The organism is Leptolyngbya sp. 'hensonii' (assembly GCF_001939115.1).
Lineage (GTDB): Bacteria > Cyanobacteriota > Cyanobacteriia.
On record NZ_MQTZ01000021.1, the window covers coordinates 37,336 to 58,995 of the forward strand.

17 protein-coding genes are annotated in these 21,660 nt (G+C 54.4%); 9 read left to right on the plus strand and 8 right to left on the minus strand.

Annotated elements, in window-relative coordinates:
- Positions 1–32: 32 nt before the first annotated feature.
- Entirely contained in the window at positions 33–1,034 is a 1,002-nt protein-coding gene (locus BST81_RS08725; protein WP_075598190.1) for a GDP-mannose 4,6-dehydratase, read from the minus strand.
- 242 nt (positions 1,035–1,276) lie between these two features.
- Positions 1,277–2,356 (minus strand): GDP-mannose 4,6-dehydratase, encoded by a 1,080-nt coding sequence (gene gmd, locus BST81_RS08730; protein WP_075598165.1) that lies wholly within the window; start codon positions 2,354–2,356, stop codon positions 1,277–1,279.
- A gap of 84 nt (positions 2,357–2,440) precedes the next feature.
- Here gmd and BST81_RS08735 point away from each other — a divergent pair, with 84 nt between their 5' ends.
- From BST81_RS08735 to BST81_RS08750, 4 genes are all read left to right on the plus strand, one after another.
- Positions 2,441–4,825: an endonuclease MutS2 gene (locus BST81_RS08735; protein ID WP_253188171.1), complete on the plus strand. Its 2,385-nt coding sequence runs from the start codon at positions 2,441–2,443 to the stop codon at positions 4,823–4,825.
- A 138-nt stretch (positions 4,826–4,963) separates the two neighbouring features.
- A complete protein-coding gene (locus BST81_RS08740) occupies positions 4,964–6,787 on the plus strand; it encodes a hypothetical protein (protein WP_075598166.1) in 1,824 nt (607 codons plus the stop codon).
- A 71-nt stretch (positions 6,788–6,858) separates the two neighbouring features.
- On the plus strand, positions 6,859–8,442 hold the full coding sequence (locus BST81_RS08745) for a pitrilysin family protein (RefSeq protein ID WP_083636743.1): 1,584 nt from the start codon (positions 6,859–6,861) through the stop codon (positions 8,440–8,442).
- On the plus strand, positions 8,439–9,902 hold the full coding sequence (locus BST81_RS08750) for a pitrilysin family protein (RefSeq protein WP_075598167.1): 1,464 nt from the start codon (positions 8,439–8,441) through the stop codon (positions 9,900–9,902). The genes BST81_RS08745 and BST81_RS08750 overlap by 4 nt, the downstream gene beginning before the upstream one ends.
- A 106-nt stretch (positions 9,903–10,008) precedes the next feature.
- Here the strand turns inward: BST81_RS08750 and BST81_RS08755 are convergent, their stop codons facing one another.
- The 5 genes from BST81_RS08755 to BST81_RS08775 all read right to left on the minus strand — a co-directional run bounded on the left by BST81_RS08755 (position 10,009) and on the right by BST81_RS08775 (position 14,049).
- On the minus strand, positions 10,009–10,626 hold the full coding sequence (locus BST81_RS08755; RefSeq protein WP_075598168.1) for a cupin domain-containing protein: 618 nt from the start codon (positions 10,624–10,626) through the stop codon (positions 10,009–10,011).
- 40 nt (positions 10,627–10,666) lie between these two features.
- Complete coding sequence (locus BST81_RS08760) at positions 10,667–11,236, minus strand: sigma-70 family RNA polymerase sigma factor (RefSeq protein ID WP_075598169.1); 570 nt, start codon at positions 11,234–11,236, stop codon at positions 10,667–10,669.
- A gap of 5 nt (positions 11,237–11,241) precedes the next feature.
- Entirely contained in the window at positions 11,242–12,621 is a 1,380-nt protein-coding gene (gene glmM, locus BST81_RS08765; protein ID WP_216351266.1) for a phosphoglucosamine mutase, read from the minus strand.
- A gap of 201 nt (positions 12,622–12,822) precedes the next feature.
- Positions 12,823–13,122, minus strand: a complete 300-nt coding sequence (locus BST81_RS08770; RefSeq protein ID WP_075598171.1) for a hypothetical protein — start codon at positions 13,120–13,122, stop codon at positions 12,823–12,825.
- Positions 13,123–13,332: 210 nt separating this feature from the next.
- A complete protein-coding gene (locus tag BST81_RS08775; RefSeq protein ID WP_075598172.1) occupies positions 13,333–14,049 on the minus strand; it encodes a heme oxygenase (biliverdin-producing) in 717 nt (238 codons plus the stop codon).
- 233 nt (positions 14,050–14,282) lie between these two features.
- Between BST81_RS08775 and BST81_RS08780 the strand changes: the two genes are divergently transcribed.
- From BST81_RS08780 to BST81_RS08800, 5 genes are all read left to right on the plus strand, one after another.
- Complete coding sequence (locus BST81_RS08780) at positions 14,283–15,620, plus strand: hypothetical protein (protein WP_075598173.1); 1,338 nt, start codon at positions 14,283–14,285, stop codon at positions 15,618–15,620.
- A gap of 221 nt (positions 15,621–15,841) precedes the next feature.
- Positions 15,842–16,300 carry a L,D-transpeptidase gene (locus BST81_RS08785; protein WP_075598174.1) on the plus strand — a complete coding sequence of 153 codons (459 nt, stop codon included), beginning with the start codon at positions 15,842–15,844 and terminating at the stop codon, positions 16,298–16,300.
- A 149-nt stretch (positions 16,301–16,449) separates the two neighbouring features.
- Entirely contained in the window at positions 16,450–17,400 is a 951-nt protein-coding gene (locus BST81_RS08790; RefSeq protein WP_075598175.1) for a LysR family transcriptional regulator, read from the plus strand.
- A 26-nt stretch (positions 17,401–17,426) separates the two neighbouring features.
- Entirely contained in the window at positions 17,427–18,509 is a 1,083-nt protein-coding gene (locus BST81_RS08795) for an anthranilate phosphoribosyltransferase family protein (protein WP_075598176.1), read from the plus strand.
- A 164-nt stretch (positions 18,510–18,673) separates the two neighbouring features.
- Positions 18,674–20,308, plus strand: a complete 1,635-nt coding sequence (locus BST81_RS08800) for a CHAT domain-containing protein (RefSeq protein WP_290439429.1) — start codon at positions 18,674–18,676, stop codon at positions 20,306–20,308.
- On the opposite strand, the gene BST81_RS08805 is transcribed toward BST81_RS08800, so the two are convergent.
- Positions 20,305–21,528: an acetate kinase gene (locus BST81_RS08805; protein WP_075598178.1), complete on the minus strand. Its 1,224-nt coding sequence runs from the start codon at positions 21,526–21,528 to the stop codon at positions 20,305–20,307. The genes BST81_RS08800 and BST81_RS08805 overlap by 4 nt on opposite strands.
- Positions 21,529–21,660: the final 132 nt, after the last annotated feature.

Sequence of the window (21,660 nt, forward strand, 5' to 3'; positions counted from 1 at the left end):
CAATTTGATTTGGGAGCGTGAGTGATGATCCTTTAACCAGGCCGATAACTGGGTGGTCCAGCGTCTGGGGAAAACAACTTCAGGTCATGGGCAATCATTTCTTGAATAATCTCTTCCAACGGTTTGTGGCTGGCCCAGCCTAGAATTGTTCGGATTTTGGAGCTGTCTCCACAGAGCGGAACTTTTTCTGCGGCCCGATAGAAACGAGGATCCACTTCTACATAGTGGTTGTAGTCCAGGCCCAGGCTCTTAAAAGCACAATCAACAAATTTGCGTACCGCATGGGTGACACCGGAGGCAATCACATAGTCATCCGGGGTGTGATGTTGGAGCATCAGCCACATGCCATGGACATAATCGGGGGCGTAGCCCCAGTCTCGCACAGCATCCAGATTTCCCAGGTAGAGTCGGTTCTCCAGCCCTAACTTGATTTTGGCAGCAGCGGCTGTGATTTTGCGCGTCACAAACTTAAAATCTCGCCTGGGAGATTCGTGATTGTAAAGAATGGCTGTACAGGCAAAAATTCCATATTGTTCCCGGTAATTGGCCACCAGATGGTAACTGGCCAGTTTGGAGACGCCATAGATGGAACGGGGGTTAAAGGGGGTCAGCTCATTTTGAGGGGTGACCGCAACCCGCCCAAACATTTCACTGGTTCCAGCAAAGCAGAAGCGGCAATTCGGCACGACCTCTTTGATGGAGGACAGTAAATAGTGGGTGCCATTAAAGTTGCTGGTCAGGATAGACGATTCATCATCGAAGTTGTAACTGACAAAGCTGGATGCAGCCAGATGATACAGTTCGTCCGGTTGCACCTCCTGAATAACTTTGTATAGGGATAAATGATTATCCAGGGATGCCACATGTAAATTGACCCGTTCCCGACAGCACTCTAAGTTGGATAGATTCTGGGATGGAGCCTCCAGGGACTGCCGTCTGACGATGCCATGGACTTCGTACCCTTTGCTCAAAAGTAATTCTGCTAAATAAGATCCATCCTGGCCTGAGATGCCGGTAATCAGAGCCTTTTTCATTTGCTTCCCCGAAATGGTCATTCAGAATCGCTGATCTCATCCCTCTGGATTGAGGGTGTCCCGATCGACGCTTCCCGCCCTAAAGCCGCCTGGTTTGCGAAGCCTGAGGTGGGGGTTTCCCCCTTATACCTTACCTGGCAGGGAATCGCTCTAGGATATCCTGCAAACCATTGATTTTGGTGGGGGTGATGCTTCACCCCCAGGGGGAAAATGGATGGGTTACGCCAGGAGAAACCGGCGACTCAGGTGACTGAACCCCCGATCGCGATCGACTGACGGATAAACGCAGTATCGGTATTCTCAGTCAGGGCGGTAGCAGGTGGCAATCCCAGGGCCTGCAGGTCCGCATTGACCATAATCTCTACCAATTGGGCAAAAGTGACAGACGGTTGCCATCCCAATTTCTGTCTGGCTTTGGTTGAATCACCCAGGAGTAACTCCACCTCGGCAGGCCGGAAGTAACGGGGATCGATCGCCACATACTGTTGCCAGTCGAGATTAACCAGGCCAAAGGCAACATCAAGAAACTCCCGAATGGAGTGGGTTTCACCGGTTGCGATGACGTAATCATCAGGCCCATCCTGTTGCAGCATCAGCCACATGGCCTGGACATAGTCCCTGGCATAGCCCCAGTCCCGCTTGGCGTCGAGGTTCCCCAAATACAGCTTGTCTTGCTGTCCCCCGACGATCTGGGCCAGGGCACGGGTAATCTTACGGGTGACAAAGGTTTCTCCCCGGCGAGGGCCTTCATGGTTAAACAAAATGCCATTGCAGGCAAACAAACCATAGGATTCCCGATAGTTGATGGTTTGCCAGTGGGCATAGACTTTGGCACAGGCATAGGGGCTGCGAGGATAGAAGGGCGTGGTTTCTGACTGAGGAATTGCCTGCACCAGACCAAACATTTCTGAAGAGCCAGCCTGATAAAATCGAACCTGTATACCTGTCCGATGGCTGTAATCTCGAATCGCTTCCAGGATGCGCAGGGTGCCCATGCCGACTGCATCGACGGTGTATTCAGGAGAATCAAAGCTGACCCGCACATGGGACTGAGCACCCAGATTGTAGATCTCTGTGGGTTGCACTGCTTCCAGAATGCGGCGAAGGGTGGTGCCGTCCGTCAGGTCGCCGTAGTGGAGAAATAACCGGGTATCAGAGCTGTGGGGATCCTGATAGACGTGATCGATACGATCGGTATTGAACGTCGAGGTGCGTCGAATCATGCCATGGACCTGATACCCTTTCGCCAGCAGGAGTTCTGCCAGGTAGGAACCGTCCTGCCCTGTAATGCCTGTGATCAGGGCTCTTTTCATGTCTGTCATAAAATCCAGAAAGGGGACAATTAAAAATTATTAAACTGGAATTGAAAAGGGGGTAAACCCTACGTTAGATGCCATGAAAATTGCATGAATTCTGTGATTCAAGTTGAAACCCTGGAACTGCTAGAGTGGCCCCGTCTGTGTCAGCACCTCTCTACTTTTGCCGCCACCAAGCTGGGGGCGATCGCGGCTCAACACCTGAAGCTGCCGGAAACTCAGGAGGAGAGCAGCATACTGCTGGCCCAGACTCAGGAGGTGTATCGGCTGGAAAGTCGCCTCTCGGCAGGGCTCAACTTTGATGGCATTACCGATATTGGAGCCGCTCTGGAACGGGCCGATCGGGGGGGGATTCTGGCTGGAACAGACCTGTTTGCTATTGCCACGACCCTGGCCGGGGCCAGAACTCTGCGCCGGATGATTGATGATCAGCCAGACCTGCCAGTGTTGACGGTGCTGGTGGCGGATCTGCGCACCTATCCTGAGCTGGAACAGGAGATTCATCGCTGTATTGACGAGCAGGGGCGGGTGATGGACCGGGCCAGTCCTAAGCTGGCGGGAATTCGAGAGCGGCAGGGACAATTTCGAGATCAGCTCCACCAGACCCTGCAACGCATTCTGCAGAGTAAGTCCAATGCGGTGCAGGAGCAGTTGATTACCCAGCGGGCCGATCGCTTCGTGATCCCGGTCAAGGCATCCCACAAGGATGCAATCCCCGGCATTGTCCACGACAGCTCCACCAGTGGCCTGACCCTCTATGTGGAACCCCAGTCCACCGTACCCCTGAACAATCAGCTCCGACAGTTAGCCCGTCAGGAGCAGGTGGAAGAGGAAGCGGTGCGGCAGGCGCTGACCGAGCAGGTGGCTGCGGTGCTCCCGGATCTGGAGCGGCTGCTGGCGATCGTGACCACCCTGGACTTGGCCACGGCCAGAGCCCGCTATGCCCTCTGGATGGAAGCGAATCCCCCCCGATTTATTGAATGGGGCGGATCCGATCCGATCGTCCTGCGGCAACTGCACCACCCCCTGCTGGTCTGGCAGCACCAGCATGAGCAGGGGCGTCCAGTGGTGCCGATCGACCTGGTGATTCGTCCCCAGATCCGGGTGGTGGCGATCACCGGCCCCAACACAGGGGGTAAAACTGTCACCCTGAAAACTCTGGGATTGGCTATGGTCATGGCCAGAGCAGGGCTGTTTGTGCCCGCTCGGGAGCCGGTGGAATTACCCTGGTTCAGCCAAGTGCTAGCTGATATTGGGGATGAACAATCGATCGAGCAGAATCTGTCCACCTTTTCCGGTCACATTCGGCGTATCAGCCGGATTCTGGCCGCGATGGACGATCGGAGTCTGGTCTTGCTGGATGAAGTAGGGGCTGGGACTGATCCCTCAGAGGGCAGTGCTTTGGCGATCGCCCTGTTGCAGGCTTTGGCAGAGCAGGCTCAACTGACTGTTGCGACTACCCACTTTGGGGAACTGAAAGCCCTGAAATATCAAGACGAGCGGTTTGAGAATGCCTCGGTGGAGTTTGATGATGTCACCCTGTCTCCTACCTACCGGCTCCTCTGGGGAATTCCGGGCCGGTCCAATGCCCTGACGATCGCCCGTCGTTTGGGGCTGTCGGGGGACATTGTGGCCCAGGCTGAGACGCTAGTGGGGGGAACTTCGGAAGACGTGAACCAGATGATTGCGGGTCTGGAAGCCCAGCGTCGATTGCAGGAAGCTAGGGCGGAAGAAGCCCGCCAGTTACTGCACCAGGCCGAGCGGCTTCATCAAGAAGTGGCGACTAAAGCAGCAGCCCTCAAGGAACGGGAGCGAACGCTGCAACTGGCTCAGGAAGAAGCCATGCGGCAGGCTCTGGCTCAGGCCAAAGGAGAAATTGCCCAGGTAATCCGACAACTCCAGCAAGGACCGGCGACAGCCCAGGATGCCCATCAGGCGACCGCTGCCCTGAACCAGATTGGGGAGCGTCATCTGCCATCTCGCCAGGTGAAGCCTCAACCCAAGTCGGGCTTTCAACCCCAGGTTGGCGATCGGGTGCGGATTCCCCGTCTGGGGCAAACGGCTGAGGTGATTGGGGGGCCAGGTGAGGACGGCGACCTGACCGTTCGATTTGGCCTGATGAAAATGACGATCGCTCTGGAAGATGTGGAGTCTCTGGATGGCCAGAAGCCCACCCCGATCGCCAAGCCCAAAGCGGCTTCACCCCCAGCCGAGCCAGTGACTGGGCTGGCCATCCGGACAGCCCAGAATACCTTTGACTTACGGGGCATGCGGGTCGCTGATGCCGAAATGATTCTGGATCAAGCGATCGCGGAAGCGAGAGGGCCAATCTGGGTGATTCATGGCCATGGAACGGGACGGCTACGTCAGGGCGTGCACACCTTTTTGCAACAGCATCCCCAGGTGAGTCGGTTTGAACCGGCTGAGTCGGTGGATGGGGGCACGGGTGTTACAGTTGTCTACCGCGATCTTTAACGATCGGCCAGACGAGTGTTAGAACTGTGGTCAGAAGAAGAAGTCAGGCGTCAGCCGTATAAGTCTGCCTCTTGGATTCTCTCTTCTGCCTCCTTACTGCTTAAGTGACCTGATGCCCCATTGATCACCCTTTGAACTATGGCTGAAGTCAGTTCCCATGATCTGAGAACCCTGAGTCTGGTCTTGCAGGAGCACCTGCAGTCGGTGCTGACCCACAGCGAGCCGATTCAAATTCAATGTGTTGTCCGCCAGGATATTCTCATGGTGCTGGGACAGCATTCCGCTGCTATGGTGCCTGATCCGCAACAAACCCTGCAGGTGCTGGAACATGAATTGCGATCGTTGCAACCGGTGTTCAATAACGGGTCGAGCCAGATGGTGCGCCTCTATCTGCGGGTGTTGGGGCAGCCGCAGCCCTACATGTTCCATGAATTTACGATCGAACCTCAGGCTGCGGTCCTCTCTGTTTCAGATCAGGAGATGAAGATCCTCACAGAGGATTTTCCCATTCCGGAAGAGAATGCTCTGGAGTCGCACCTAGAGCCTCTGATCGGGATTTCCCCTGAGACTGAGTCCCCTGGGGATGAAGCAGGAGCCCTGACTTACCCCCTGGAAGACCCATTGCACCTGGCTGAGCCAGTCCTGGCTCAGCCGATGGTACAGCCTGATCTCCCCCCCCGAAGGCGATCGCCTCTGTGGCTAATTGCTGGTGGCGGGCTGGGGATCATGGGCCTGCTAGGGGGGATGTATATGCTCACCCGGCCCTGTGTGATTGGGACTTGCGAGGCCATTCAAACGGCCCAGACCCTGAATCAAGAGGCGGCCCAGCAGGTCCAGCAGGCCAGATCCGAGCAGGATGTGATCCAGGCGCGTAAAAAGCTGGAAGTGGCCCTGGAAAATTTGGCGGCGATTCCGTCCTGGTCCAATCAACGATCCAACGCCCAGGCGCTCTCCCAGACCTATCAAGCAGAAGTAGAAGTACTCGATCGGGTGATCGCAGCCCAAAAACAGGCGATGACGGCGGCTCAAAAGAGTGCCAATCCTCCCCATCCCCTACAGGACTGGTTGGAGATTGAGGGCCTCTGGAAGGCGGCGATCGCCGAGTTGGTTCAGGTGCCTAAAGAGCATCCGGCTTATGCTCTGGCCCAACGCAAACAGGTGGAGTACAGCGCTAATCTGGCTGTGGTCCAGAAACGGATTCAGGCAGAGCGCCAGTCCCAGGAGAATCTGAAGCAGGGTAGGGCGACTGCTCGGGTGGCGGAAACGCTTCAGGGGATTGCTCAAAACCTGGAGAGCTGGCGACAAGTCCAGTCCACCTGGCAGATTGCTGTGGCGTCTTTGCAGAAGATTCCCCAGGGAACGGCGGCTTACTCGGAAGCCCAAGCTTTTTTGAAGGACTACCAGGCACAGTTGCTGAAGGCACGCAATCATGCGACCAGTGAACAACTGGCGGAGAAGGCTTATAAGCAAGCGGTAAAACTGGCTGGGGATGCGAAGAGCTTTGAACAGAAAGGTCAGTGGTCCCTGGCTGTTGCCTCCTGGCGAGAGGCGGTGAACCAGACTCAGCAAGTGCCAGCAGATACTTTCTATGCGAATGAGGCCCAGCCTTTAACCCAGCAATATACGGAGTCACTCACCGCAGCCGAGGAAAATCTGAGGCAGGTAGCCCTGATTCAGAAAACCAGAGTAGACCTGAGCCGCACCTGTTCCGGCCCGATTCAGATCTGTGACTACACGGTGACAGCCAATTTGATTAAGGTCAAACTCACAGTTGCCTACATGCGAGCCCTCATGCGGACTGGGATCACGGCCCAAAGCAAGGGGGATGTCAATGCCCAAATCCGGGTTAATGAGCATTTGCAAACCCTGCAGGCTGCTCTGGAGGCAATTAGTGAGAATTCTGGCATTCCGATCGAAATTTACTCCGCCAATGATTCTTTGATGGGGCGGTACATCCCATAGAGGGGCAACACATTTTGCTCTATCTCGTCTAAAAGTCCTTATGCTGGTGGATACATCTATATCGTGCCGCTATGGGTCAGCGCCTTTTTGCCCGTTTCTCTCCCTCATTCTGGGGGTTTTCCCCGATAAAAATAGTTCTCTCCCTCTGCTGTAGTCTGCTGCTGCTGGGAACCCTACCTGGGCTGGCCCTGGCTGACGAGTCTAAGTCAGCTACGTTGATTCAACCCTATCTGGATCGGGTGATTCAGCAGGTGACAGAGTTTAAGCTGAAGAATGGGCTGAAGTTTATTGTTCTGGAGCGGCATCAGGCTCCGGTGGTTTCCTTCCTCACCTATGCTGATGTGGGGGGCGTGGATGAACCGATGGGCAAAACTGGCATGGCACACTTCCTGGAGCATCTGGCTTTTAAAGGGACAACCCGCATTGGCACTGAGAATTATCGGGCTGAAAAACCCCTGTTAGATCAGCTCGATCGCTTGTCAGAGAAGATTCAGGCTGCGATCCAAACGGGAAAACAGGCTGAGGTTAAAACCTTAGAAGCGGAGTTTGAGCAGGTGAAGGCCAGGGCGGCCAAATATGTCAAACAGAATCAGCTCGGCCAAATTGTGGAGCAGTCGGGTGGGGTCGGTCTCAATGCCAACACATCGACCGATGCTACCCGTTACTTCTATAGTTTTCCTTCGAATAAGCTGGAACTCTGGATGTCTCTGGAATCAGAACGTTTCCTGGAGCCGGTGTTTCGGGAGTTTTATGAAGAAAAAGAGGTGATTCTGGAGGAGCGACGGCTGCGGGTTGAGAACTCTCCCGTGGGTCAACTGGCAGAGGCGATGCTGGATCAAGCGTTTCAGACCCATCCTTACCGTCGTCCGGTGATTGGGTACGAGCAGGACATTCGAAACCTGACCCGCAAGGACGTGCAGCAGTTTTTCAACCAGTACTATGTTCCTGCAAATCTGACGATCGCCATTGTGGGAGACGTCAATCCTGCTGAGGTGCAGCGGCTAGCTCAGATCTACTTTGGGCGGTATAAGGCTGGCACGAAACCTCCGATCGTCCAGACGATCGAGCCGCTCCAGACCTCAAGCCGGGAAGTTAGCTTAAAATTACCGTCCCAACCAGTCTATATGGAGGGGTACCACCGACCTGCTTTTAACCATCCCGATGATGTGATCTACAGCATGATGGGGTCTATCTTGAGCGATGGGCGCACCTCGCGCCTCTATCAATCCCTGGTGGAACGGCAACAACTGGCTTTGGTAGCGGATGGGTCGAATGGGTTTCCGGGAGATAAATTTCCGACCCTGATCCTGTTTTACGCTGAGCCAGCACCGGGACATACCCTGGAACAATTGGCCCAGGCCTTAGCTGTGGAAATTGACCGACTGAAAACGGAGCCAGTTACAGACCAGGAGTTGAGTCGGGTCAAGACCCAGGCCCGGGCCGGATTGCTGCGGGCCTTGCGCTCTAATTCGGGTATGGCGAGTCTGTTGCTGGAGTATGAGGTTAAGACGGGAGACTGGCGCAACCTGTTCAAGGAACTGGATGCGATTGCAGCCGTCACCCCTGACGACATCCAGCGGGTGGCCCGTGCGACCTTCCGCCCTGAAAATCGCATCGTTGCTCGCCTGCTCTCCGCTGAAAGGAAAGGATCATGAGAAAACGTCCGTTGGTATTGTTGCTGATCACTGCTCTGATCCCAATCCTGTTGCTGTTCTCCGCCAGCGCAACGGCTCAGGCGGCCCGACACTACGATGAGCTGACCTTTCCACCCCTGCCAGAAGTACAGATTCCGGCCTACAGCCGATTTGTGCTGGAGAACGGGATGGTGGTGTACCTGATGGAGAACCATGAGTTGCCCCTGGTGGGAGGGGTGGCAGTGGTGCGGACGGGCGATCGGCTTGAACCAGCAGATAAAGTCGGCCTGGGGTCGATCACCGGCGATGTATTGCGGGATGGGGGAACCCTGAAGCACCCGCCTGATCGGTTGAATGCGTTGCTCGAGCAACGGGCCGCTTCTGTGGAAAGTGGAATTGACTTGTCCAGCGGGTCAGTCAGTTTTTCAGCCCTGACCGAGAACCTCCCAGAGGTCTTCGACCTGTTTGCAGAGGTGATCCGGGAGCCCGCTTTTCCTCAGGAAAAGCTGGATCTGGCCAAGGTGCAGTGGCGGGGTAGTATTGCCCGGCGCAATGATGAACCGGGGGATATCGCCGATCGGGAATTTTCCAAGTTAATTTATGGCGCATCCAGTCCCTATGCCCGCACAGTGGAGTACGCCACCCTGGACAAGATTACCCGTGAGGATCTGGTTCAGTTTTATCAGCAGGATTTTCATCCCAACCGAATGATTGTCGGGATTGTGGGGGATTTTGACAGTCAGGCGATGCGATCGCAGATCCAGCAAAAATTTGGAGACTGGAAACCCCAGATTCAGAGGCAACAGCCTCCTTTACCGGGGGTGACTCAGGCAACCCTGAAAGGGATCTTTCTGGTGGATCAACCCCAGTTGACCCAGAGCTACATCCAGATGGGGCACCTGGGTGGGCTGCTCAATCATCCCGACTATGCGGCCCTGACAGTGATGGAGGGGGTGCTGAGTGGGTTTGGGGGCCGGTTATTTAACCAGGTGCGATCGCGCCAGGGACTGGCCTATTCGGTCTATGCCTCCTGGGGGGCAGGCTTTGACTATCCGGGTGTGTTCGTTGCGGGAGGAGAAACCCGATCGGAAGCCACGGTGCCGTTTATTCAGTCGGTGGTGAAGGAAATCGATCGCATCCGTCAGACGCCAATTACACCCCAGGAACTGGCCTATGCCAAGGATTCAGTCTTGAACTCTTTTGTGTTCAATTTTCAGCAACCGGGTCAGACCCTCTCCCGGTTGATCCAATATGAGTACTTTGGCTATCCTCAGGATTTTTTGTTCCAGTATCAGCGGGGGGTGGCTGCAACAACGATCGCCGATGTGCAGCGGGTCGCCCGCACCTACCTGCAACCGGAGAAACTCGTCACCCTGGTTGTCGGTAACAATGCCGCTATCAAGCCATCCCTCACCAGCCTGAAACCCTCAACGCCAGTGGTTCCGATCGACATCACGATTCCAGTTTCCAAATCCCGTTGAGGCCTGTCGGGTTAGTCAATCCTGCTTGAAATCGGACTCGTCATCAGCCAGATACAATCCTGACTGCTTCAGCAAGCTATCAACGAAGCACAACCACTGCTTGTGCTTAACGAACTCCAGTCAGAGCAGCCAGGTCATACTCATCATCCATGCGGGTGCGAATGAAGAACATACAGCCCTGACTGGTGGCGGGACCATGGATGGAACCCTTTTCGGAGCGAATATAGTCCCCTGGACCATAAACCTGTCCCTCAATGGTCAGATCGCCTTCCAGCATGTAGATTTCTTCCACCCCGGCATGGCGATGCAGGGGATAGGTCACTCCCGGTTCAGCCTTGAGGACCGCCACCACTTCCCGCCGGGCCGGGTTGACATGGAGTTGGGCAACGGTAACTCCCGGAATCCGATAAGGCTCCCAGTTCAGTTCACTGGCCCGCACCACCAGATCTGGCATATCAATTCTGGGCCTAGGCCTGGAGGCAAGCGGTGGGGGTAATTCAACCCCAATTCGATCGAACAACCGCTGTTTCAGGTCAGGGGCAGGGACGATCGGCGGCGTACTGTAGGCCAGGGCAGCAACAGCGGTCTGGAAATCTGCCAGTTCTGCCTCCAGATCGGAGCAGTCGGCTATCGACTGTTCCACCAATAGCCGTTCCTGTTCGTCCAGGATATCCAGGGCGTACAGGGCCACCAGGTCACAAAAACACAATTCTTCAGCCGCCATTTTGATTCATTTCACTGTTCGAGACTATATCTAGCGTTCCCTATTTCCAGCCACTGAGTGCCCCCTTGAGCTTACCCAGTCCTAAGCGAATGCGAGTTTTGACAGTACCCAAAGACATGCCAGTTTGCTGGGCAATCTCTGAATGGCTCAGGCCCCCATAGTAAGCCAGCTCAATCACCTGGCGTTGTTCGGCTGGTAACTGTTTGAGTGCGGTTATAACCTGAGCCCGTCGCTCCAGGTTCAGGGCGTCCTCAACTGGATCTACGCAGGGGGCTGCCGTTTGGATCTGTTCAGCATCCACGGAAATGGTTAACTTTGTCCCCAGGCGCTTCATGACGCGCAGACGATCGAGAATCCGGCTACGGGTGATCATAAACAACCAGGTATCCACCCGGCTGCGTTCCGGATCATAACGGGCAGCAGTGCGCCAAACCTGGGAAAACACATCCAGCACTGCCTCTTCGGCTTCTTCCACGGAACCCAGGCTCTTAAAAGCCACCCCGTAGAGAATGCGGGAGTAGCGATCGTACAGATCGGATAAGGCAGCCTGATCCTGCTGGGCAATGCGAGCCAGCAGGATCGTGTCTTGCGGGAGGGACGGAGCCGTCATGGACGTTAGGGGGTCAGATATTGCTGGACACCCAGAACCAGGTTGTCCGTCCAGTAAGTGGCCAGGTCTGCCTGTTCTGCTTCCACCATCACCCGAATCACCGGCTCAGTGCCTGATGCCCGGACCAGCACCCTGCCCTGTGCTCCCATAGCGGATTCTGCCTGGGCAATCAGGTTCTGGAGGGGTTCGCATTGTTGCCAGTTGAGGCGACGATCGCGGTCCTCGACACGAACATTTTTCAGCAATTGGGGATAGGGGTGAAAGCTTTGATCCATCAGTTCAGTCAGAGATTTGCCTGTGCCCTGGGCTAGGCTGGCTAAATGCAGGGCTGTCAACAGTCCATCCCCACTAACACTGTAATGGCGACAAAGAATATGGCCGGATTGTTCCCCACCCAGCATCGAGCCTGTCCGAATCATTTCGGCATGGACATATTGATCGCCAACGGCAGTTCGAATCAATTGACCACCAAATTTTTCCCAGGCCCGCTCAAAGCCCAGGTTGGCCATCACGGTCGAGATGATTGTATGGTTGGGCAATTGCTTGGTCTGACTCAGGGTACAGCCCCAGAAGTAAAGAATATAGTCTCCATCTACAACGCGCCCTTGCCGATCGACGGCCAGGACCCGATCGGCGTCGCCGTCAAAGGCAAATCCCAGGTCCGCATCGTGCTCCTGCACGGCAGCTTTCAGAGGGCCGAGGTGGGTGGAACCACAGTTGACATTGATGCGATCACCATCGGGCCGATTGTGTAGACAAATGACCTCTGCCCCCAGGGACTCGAAAACCTGGGGAGCCAAATGAACGGCTGCACCCCAGGCCAGATCAAGTACGACTCTTAGGCCTGCCAGACTGACACCAGGAATCAGAGGCTGTTGTAAGGAGGCCCGATAGGATTCCAGGAGTTCGGGGCGGTGATAATGGCGGCCCCAGGGTACCTTGTCTGAAGGGGAAGCAGCACCAGCCAGGTTGCTCCTGAGAACAGCCTCGATTTGCGCCTGTAGAGATGTGGGCAGTTTGGTTCCATCTGAACCAAAGAATTTGATGCCGTTGTCTTCCGGTGGGTTGTGGCTGGCAGAAATCATGACCCCACCCAGGCTATCACTGGTGCTGGCCAGGTAAGCGACTGCAGGAGTGGGGCACAGGCCCAAATTCCAGACTTCCAGTCCTGCGGTGGTTAAGCCCGCAGCAAGAGCCATAGCCAGCATGTCACTGGAATTCCGAGAGTCTTGTCCCAGAAGGATAGGTCTGGTGGTCATTGCCTGTTGCCGGAGGATATGCCCTGCTGCCAACCCCACCTGTAGAGCCAGTGAGGCTGTTAGAAGGTCCCCGGCCCGCCCCCGAATGCCATCTGTTCCAAATAGGGAGGATTTCGGTAAAGTCATACAACTAGAAGCCATGGATCGATCGCTCCGCACACAATAATCTTTCAGGAGGATATCACCTTTATAGAATGGCGTCAGTTGATTACCGGTATACGAAGTTGATGATGATGATGTTTGTTATGGGTCATGGTTACTCCGTCAATCCCATAACCAATATTAGGTGACCCATGCCAGTCACATCCAATGACAGGTGAAAAATTGCTAAACCCCTGATACCGCTAACAATTTCTGGATTGCTTCCAGATTTAATCCCTGTTCCAGATAGTGGGGATTTTCCGGATTATAGGGACTCCGAACCCGATCGATTTTGATGATTCTGGAATTCTCGGAGAGCACGGGCACATCTGGATCAAAGGCCGTGGGTCGCATGAGAGAGCTGGAATAGCCTCGAAAAATTGCCACCTGATCCAATTCTCCGTCAATTTCAGCGGTGACCAGCAGAACTTCCTGTGGGTGCTTGATGGTATAGCGTTCCAGGCGATGCCCGATCGTGTAATCCATGGTTGAATCCTGTTAGGACGAAACAGTAGTTCTAAAAACAGTGGTTCTAAAAACAACCGCTCGAATAACTTTTGCTGTTGACTTCACTCGCCATTTTCGGCAATAACCTTCCTATTTGGGTCAGGAATTCAAAACTTCCTGCAGGATCCAATACCCATGAAAAAGGGGCACGCTATCCGGTGCCCCTTTGCATCAATTAATCACGCTGCCTTACTCGGCTGTGGCTAATTCCGTGCTGCCCCGAGCCCGACGGCGGGTCAGAGAGTTGAATAGCATCTGACCAATGGCTTTGATCAGATTTCCTTCCAGCTCCATAAACATCTTCATGTTCATCCCGAAAGCTGCGTTCGCTTCATCGACCACCCGATCGGCCGTGGCATCATCAACGGGCAGTTCGTTCATGGCCTCACGGTATTTGTTTTTGAAGGCCTTCTCATCTGGGATGTCAGCAAACTCATAGAAGGCCGTTCCCTGACCATCAGCCAAATTCATAGCCCGCTGAGCGATCCCTTTGAGAATCTGTCCTCCAGATAGGTCACCCAGGTAGCGGGTGTAGGAATGGGCTGCCAGCAGAACAGGGTCGGTGGCAGAAACTTCTCGAATGCGATTGATGTAGGCCTCTGCTGCAGGTGAAGGAGCAACCTGCTCCCGCCAGTTGGCCCCATAGTAATAGAAGAGATCTGATTCCAGGCTGGCCTTGCGGTTTAACTCGGGAAAGTAAAACTTCGAGACGATCGGATGTTGCCGATGACGTTCCATCTCTTCTTCCATTGCGGAATAGACGAAGTAGAGATTGCCGACTAGCTTGCGATAAGAGGTTTTTTCAACAACGCCCTTTAAAAAACACTTGACGAAACCGACATTTTCAGCCATTGTGTGGGACTTTTTCGTTCCCTCACGGAGTTTGGTTGCTAAATTAGTGCTCATTCTATAATTTCCCGACACTCAATCCACTGTTGAAGCCTTGTTTGTGAGGGGTGAAAACCACCTAGCTTTTCAGCGTAAACTGATTTGATGAGAGATTTTGTTAATAATTTTTACGAGTTTTTACGGATACTCGCGCCATCCTGGGCCTCCTGGAAGGCTGAACTATACTATGGATTGAGCCTTGTTTAGCCAGAATTATTCTGATTAGTTCCCTGCACCATCCATGGAGGGTAATGAGCAATCGACCTCACCTGACTTCAGAGTCAACCCTGGGAGATTTGCCTCTGCTTGATTTTCAAGTTCATCCCGCAACCCTGGGCCAGGTGATTGCCCAGCGGTTCAAGCAGCGGTCTGACCTGCCAGGCGTGATTGTAGCTGATGGTGCACAACTGGTGGGTGTGATCTCGCGACGGCGATTTCTGGAGTATGTCGGGGAACAACATCGACGGGAAAGTATTCTCCGAAAACCGATTCAGGCTCTTTGTGAGGAGGTCGGGGCTCTGGTCAAACCTCTGCAACTGCTGGCAACTGAAAAGGTGAATGTGGCGGTTCGTCTGGGCTTGGGGCGGGCTCCAGAAAATGCCTACGAGCCGATCGTGGTTCTGCTGCAGGATGAGAGCTTTCCGGAGTCCCAGACTTATTTGTTGCTGGATTTCCTTACCCTCCTCCTGGCTCAATCCCAAATAATGGCGGTTTCTAGTTATGAAATAGAACAAAGCCGCCAGCAGTTAGCAGAAGAACGGCAAAGGGTTAAGGATTATAGTCAGCTACTGGAACGACAAAAAGTTCTGATTCAGGAGCGCAACAGGTTGCTAGAACGGCAACAGGTGGAGCTGATCCAGCAAGCCCAGCGAGCGGATCAACTGAAGCAACGATTTACTCAAATCGCCCAGATCCTTTCTCTAGAGGGGAAAACGGTATTTCAGGAAATTGTCATGGGGGTGAATGTCAGTTCCCGAAGCACGAATCAGATTGTGGATATCAGTCAGTTGCTGACAACTGAACTGGAGCCCATTCATGGAACCTCCAAATTGGTGGAGAGACTGGGCCAACAGTTACGACAACTGGCGGTGCAGGTGACGATCGTGGCTAATCAGGCTGGTTCTGAGTTGCTTGGGTTCAGTCATATCACCAATGAGATTAATAAACTGGTGGCTCAGACGGAGGAAATTGGGCGTCAGATCGATCGGATGGTTGCTCGGTTTCAGTTGCGGGTTCAGGAATTGACAGAATCGGCTTTAACAGGCATGACGGTTATCCGTTCCCTGTCCGACCAGATTCAGCAAGCTGAGGTGACCTTCACCGATCTGGACACGATCGTGCACCAACAGGCTGCCTCGTCGGGTGGCCCACCTGCTGCCCCACCTGATACAGTCAATGAGTTGCTGAGCCTGTCAGCAGAGCAACTGAATGCCCTCCCTGAAGGCACAAGAGCTTTAGTGCAGAAAATTTCCCTGGCAGAGGCAACTCTGACTGAGCTGAAAGCACTCCTGCGGCAGGAAGAATACGGTCCACTAATCCAAAAAATTAGGCGAGCAATGGCCGCGAACCCCCGATTAGGGCCTCGCTAAACGAGCTCTCCTCCCTCAAGAGAACCTTCTTTTCTCCGGAAGTATGATCCCGATTCACCCAATCGGGTGAACTTGTTTCTTTGCCTGCCTTTTGGCTGTGGAAAGGCAAATTTCTGTGCTGTATCTAAAACCATAGACCCCCTACCATCCAACGCTGCAGCGAATGGGAGGTGTGTCACCCCAAATTTACTGGTATTAGAACGAGCACAGGAGGGACATCCATGCAGAAGGGATTGTCTACATTGATTTGTGTGACTTGCTTGAGTGGTGTGGCCGTCGTGGGAATGATGGGCGAAGCGAAGGCTGTGGAAATGGTTGCGAAGATTTCTGAGCGACAACTCTATGTCTATAGCGATAGTGGCCAGTTGATCCGCAAGTTTGATATTGCGGTGGCTCGGCCTGGAAAAGTGACGCCCCTGGGGAATTTTCGGGTGCAGGATAAGGCAGTCTGGCCCGCCTGGTATCCTCCCAGTGGCGGTGGGGTGGTTCCCGGTGGACCCGGTAATCCTCTGGGGGAACGCTGGATTGGCTTCAATGGGGAATATGGCATCCACGGCACGAATAATCAGGCTTCCGTTGGTAAAGCTGCTTCATCAGGTTGTTTTCGCATGCGATCAAAGGACATTATTGCCCTCTATGATCTGGTGAAGGTTGGCGATCGGATTACGGTCGTTCGTTAAATTCTGGGCTATCGTCGGCGAAATTTGCCTTTGCATGAAGAATTTCCTGCGGTTCCATCCCTCCCCGCTCAGAGCTGTATCAAGCTCTACTAAACTGCTCTAAGGGATCGGCTATCTTGAGGGCTTGTGTAACTCAGGCTACAGGATCGATGCGCTTAGAACAGTTGCAAGCCTTTCTGGCGGTTGCAGAGACTGGGAGCTTTCAGCAGGCGGCTCGCAAGTGTGGGGTCACCCAGTCCACAGTCAGCCGTCAGATCCAGAGCCTGGAGGGAGATCTGGGTCTGCCTCTGTTACATCGTGCAGCTAAGGCACGGTTAACCCTGGGAGGAGAACGATTACTTCCCCATGTGCGTAAGATTTGCCAGGAATGGCAGGTCGCAACAGAAGAACTCAACGATCTAATCGGGGGGAAGCAGCCAGAACTCTGCATTGCCGCGATTCAATCTGTCTGTGCCCATTATCTGCCACCCATTTTGCAGAAATTCTGTAGCGACTTCCCGGGCATGCAGTTACGGGTGACTTCCCTAGGCAGCGATCGGGCGCTGAAAGTGCTGAAAGATGGCCTGGTAGATGTGGCGATCGTCATGCAAAATCGGTTTTTGACCGCCAGCCAGGAAATGATCGTGGATACGTTATACGAGGAGCCGATCGAAATACTCATGGCGGCTCATCATCCTCTGACCCAATATGAAATTGTGCCCTGGGCTGCCCTGGTTCAGTATCCTCAGGTCGTTTTTAAGGATGGCTATGGAATGCAGCGACTGGTGCAGGAGCAATTTACTCGTCAGGGTGCTACCCTAAATGCAGTTCTGGAACTCAATACGTTGGATGCCTTTCGGGGAGTGGTGCGCCAGGGGGAGCTCATCGCCCTGTTGCCTAGATCGGCCATTCTGGATGTCCATCTGGATGCGACCTTGGCTACGCGCTCCACTGAGGATCCGGTGATCAATCGGCAAGTGGTCCTGGTGACAACCCGCGATCGGGTGCTGATTCCACCCATTCAACATTTTTGTGATTTGGTGCGCCACCATATCTACCCGCAAAGAGACATGCCTGTTACAGCCAGGGAGGTCCCAATCCCGTTACAACACGTTGTATGATGCTGGTTCAATTCTGGGGTTGAGATATGAGCAATGCATTCAGAGAGCTATTGCGTAAAGTGGGGAGCGGTGTCCATACCCATAAAGATTTGACCCGGGCGGAAGCGGAAGCGGCGACTCGAATGATGCTCCTACAAGAGGCAACACCGGCTCAAATTGGGGCTTTTATGATTGCCCATCGCATTAAGCGTCCGACGGGGGAAGAACTGGCGGGGATGCTGGATGCCTATGACCAGTTAGGCCCAAAATTGCAACCCATCTCCAGCGATCGTCCAACCTTGATTTTGGGTTCTCCTTATGACGGACGAGATCGGACAGCTCCGATCAGCCCCATCACGGCCCTGATCCTGGCCGCAGCCGGATGTCCGGTGCTGCTCCATGGGGGGGATCGGATGCCCACCAAGGCGGGGGTGCCCCTGGTAGAACTGTGGGAGGGGCTGGGGCTTAACTGGCGTCTGCGATCGCTGGAGGAGATCCAGCGTTTGTTTCAGAGGACTTTGCTGGGGTTTGTCTATTTACCGCTACATTTTCCCCTGGCTCAAGGTCTGGTGTCCTATCGGGATCAGATTGGCAAACGCCCCCCCTTTGCGACCATTGAGTTGCTCTGGGCTCCTTATGCGGGTGCGTCCCATGTTGTGTCTGGATTTGTTCATCCTCCGACTGAGGCAACGCTGCAGGAATCCTTTCGTTTCAGAGGAACGCCAGCTCAGTTCACAACGGTCAAGGGCCTGGAAGGAAGCTGTGATCTGCCCCGCGATCGCACGTCGATTATTGGTTTAGGACAGTTGAGTGATCCCGAACAACCACTGCTGGATCGATTGCTCCTCCATCCTCGGGATTATGATCTGGCAGGTGTGGATGTTGCCTTCACCTCAACAGCCCAATGGGTGATGGATGTGCAATCACTGCTCCAGGGAAGGCCCTCGGAACTGCAGCGATCGGTCCTCTGGAATGGTGGGTTTTACCTCTGGCGGGCAGGTGTTTGCGAGGATATGGCCGCAGGATTGCATCGCGCTGAAACCATGCTGGCAACGGGAGAAGTTGCTCAGAAACTGGAGGAGATTAGGGCAGCGGTTACTCCTCAGACAGAAGCCCTACTTAAAAATTGAAGAGGCTAGTTGATTTTCATCATAGTCAGGCCATGCCTTGACCCTATCCAATTTCAGGAATATTCTACTGTTTCTGAAGCTTTACAGGGAATTCTGCAAAAATAGTATGTGGTCAATCACCAGTTCGAATGTCTGCGTTTGAGAGTCCATGCCTGAGCATTGCAGTGGCACCACTGCTGGCCGCAGGCCCGAATAACTATGCCATCTGGGTTTTGAAGGCCCCGTCGCCGGGGGGCTTCGTTCACCATGACTGCGTCTGGCCTGAGCCCTTAACCCAGACCTGGCATGCATGGCAGGAGATGTTTTCCCTCCGAGGGTTGCCTAATGTGCCACGTGTTTCCTCGGTAAGCGTCTCTCCCCTGGTGGAACTCCCTTCTCTGGATGCGAATCCGGCTGCTTTTCCGCCTCAGCAAATTGGATTGACCGGTCGCCTGATGCAACACTTGGGAACCAGTCTGTGGCAATGGTTGTTGGGTGGGCCAATTCAGAGTAGCTTCGACCAGAGCCAGGGCATTGCGATCGGGCAGAATAAGCCGCTACGCCTGCGCCTGGAAATTCGCGATCCAGATCTGGTGGCCCTGCCTTGGGAAATCATGCAGCCCCAGTCCGGTAAACAGGCGATTTCTCTCAGTCAACAACTGCTCTTCAGCCGCACCACCACGGCGGTGGATCCGCTGCAACCCCTGCGAATTGAGCAGTCCCTCAAAATCCTGCTGGTGTTGGGACAGGATGTGGATACCCTGACCGGAAACTCGGGGCCCCTGCGGGCCAGTGGCGCTGTTTTGCAATTGGAACAGGAAGCCAGCACCTTGGCCCAAGTCCTGGAGAATTGCTGCCATCCGGAATCCATGACCAGTCGATCGGTGATCCCTGTTCCCTGTCGGGTTGATACCCTGGTGCAACCGACGCCAGCCGAACTCACCCAACACCTGGAGACGGGGCAATACAATATCCTGTTCTATGCTGGTCATGGGACGCCAGCCCCCGATGGTGGGTTGCTCCTGTTGCGCTCCGATACGAAAATGAGTGGAACGGAACTGGCCCAGGTTCTGACCCGTTGTCGAGTTACCCTGGCAGTATTCAATGCCTGCTGGGGAGCCCAACCCGACCATGATGGGGAAAAGGCCATTCCTCGAAGTAGTTTGGCGGAGGTCTTGGTTCACCATGGGGTGCCAGCGGTGTTAGCAATGCGGGACTCGATCGCTGACCAGGAAGCCCTCAGCTTTATCCAGGCGTTTGCCCAGGCCCTGGCGGAGCGGGTGCCGATCGATCAGGCTGTAGCCGTAGCCCGACAACATCTGCTCACCCTCTACAAATTTAACCAGCCTGCCTGGTCTTTGCCGGTGCTGTATATGCATCCGGAATTTAATGGAGAACTGGTCAGGCCCGTGGAGGAGGGGATGACGGAACTCCCCACCAACCCCAGCTATGGTTGGCAGCATCCAGTAGCAGCCCTGAGGCTGCTGGGGTCTACCACCAGAGTCTGGCCGATTCAGGGCGGTTTGATTCGGGTGGGTCGTAAGGGTGAGAATGATCTGGTGATTCAGGAACAGTGGGTCTCTCAGAAGCATGCGGAGATTTTCTGCCGGGATGTTTTTGCTGAAGGGGCAGTGGTCCCCACCTATTTCCTGCGAGATTTTTCCCGCTATGGCACGCTGGTATTAGGACCTGGTGGCTGGCAGAAAGTGCATCACCAGGAAGTTCCCCTCCAGTCGGGGACGCAATTAAAGTTTGGCAGTTCCCAGGGGCAGGCCCTGGAGTTTCTGATCGAAACGCCCCTGATCCCTGATGATGTCTAGAGTTGCTGAGACAACAGTTTCTGGCATTCCCGGGCGATCGCCCAGTCTTCCTGAGTATGGATGACCAAAATCCGAATCGAGGAGTTTGGGGTGGCCAGATCCTGATCGATCAGGCGCTGCTCATTTTTCTCGGAATCCAGTTTCCAGCCCAGAAAGCCAAAGGCTTCACAGGCGGCAGCTCTGACTAGGCTGCTATTCTCCCCTACCCCGGCAGTAAAAATCATAGCATCCAGGCCCCCTAAACTAGCGAGCATCGCGCCGATCGAGGACCGTAGTCGATGGATATACAGATCTAAAGCCAGCTGGGCTCGCGCATCACCGGCGGCGATCGCCGTTTGAATTTGGCGCAGATCGCCCGATTGACCCGAGATGCCCAGCAGACCAGAGCCTTTGTTGAGGGTCTGGTCCAGACGATCGACCGTATAGCCTTCTTGCCGGAGTAGATGAATCAACAGACCGGGATCAATCGATCCGGAACGAGTTCCCATCATCAGCCCCTCTAGAGGCGTGAAACCCATGGTCGTATCAATGCTGTGGCCCTCTCGAATGGCGGCCAGGGAACATCCATTACCCAGATGGCAATTGATCAAACGCAGGGTTCGTAGATCTCTCCCCAGAATCTGGGCGGCTCGTTCGGCACAATATTGGTGGCTGATGCCATGGAAGCCATAGCGACGCATGCCCTGCTCAAACCATTCATAAGGGCCAGGATAGAGCGCAGCAGCCAGAGGAAGTTGACTGTGAAAAGCCGTATCAAACACCGCCACTTGGGGGATCTGAGGACCCAGGATGTGCTCGATCGCCTCAATGCCTTCCAGGTTGGCAGGATTGTGGGCCGGAGCCAGGGTGGCCAACCGGGCGATCGCTGCCTTGACTGCTGGTGTGACGATCGTGCTGTGCTGATATTCCTGCCCCCCATGCACCACCCGATGACCGACGACATCAAGGGCAGCCGGTTCTGGGATGACCTGGGTATCTCCCGCCCAGAGGGTTTTTAACAGGGTCATGGTCATCTCCTTGCGGGAGGTTGTGGCTATTTCCTGGTTCAGGGTTGCTCCCTGTCGTGTTTTAACGTGCAAGGCGGCAATTCCCTGTTGACGGGTCCAGTCAATCTGAGCTTCCCAGAGGGGATGGGGTGGTCGATCGGGCAATTTGGAATTGAACTCATAAAGACAGCTTTTCTGACTGCTGGACCCCGCATTCAAGATCAATATTTTCATCGAGCCATCCTTTCTCCTTTCTCTTTTCAAGTTTGCAGAAATTCCTTCAGATAGGGTTAAGGAATCAGCACTTAAGGGTCTGGAATTCTCTACGGTTGCTGGAATTTTAAATTTTGAACTTTGAACGCTTCT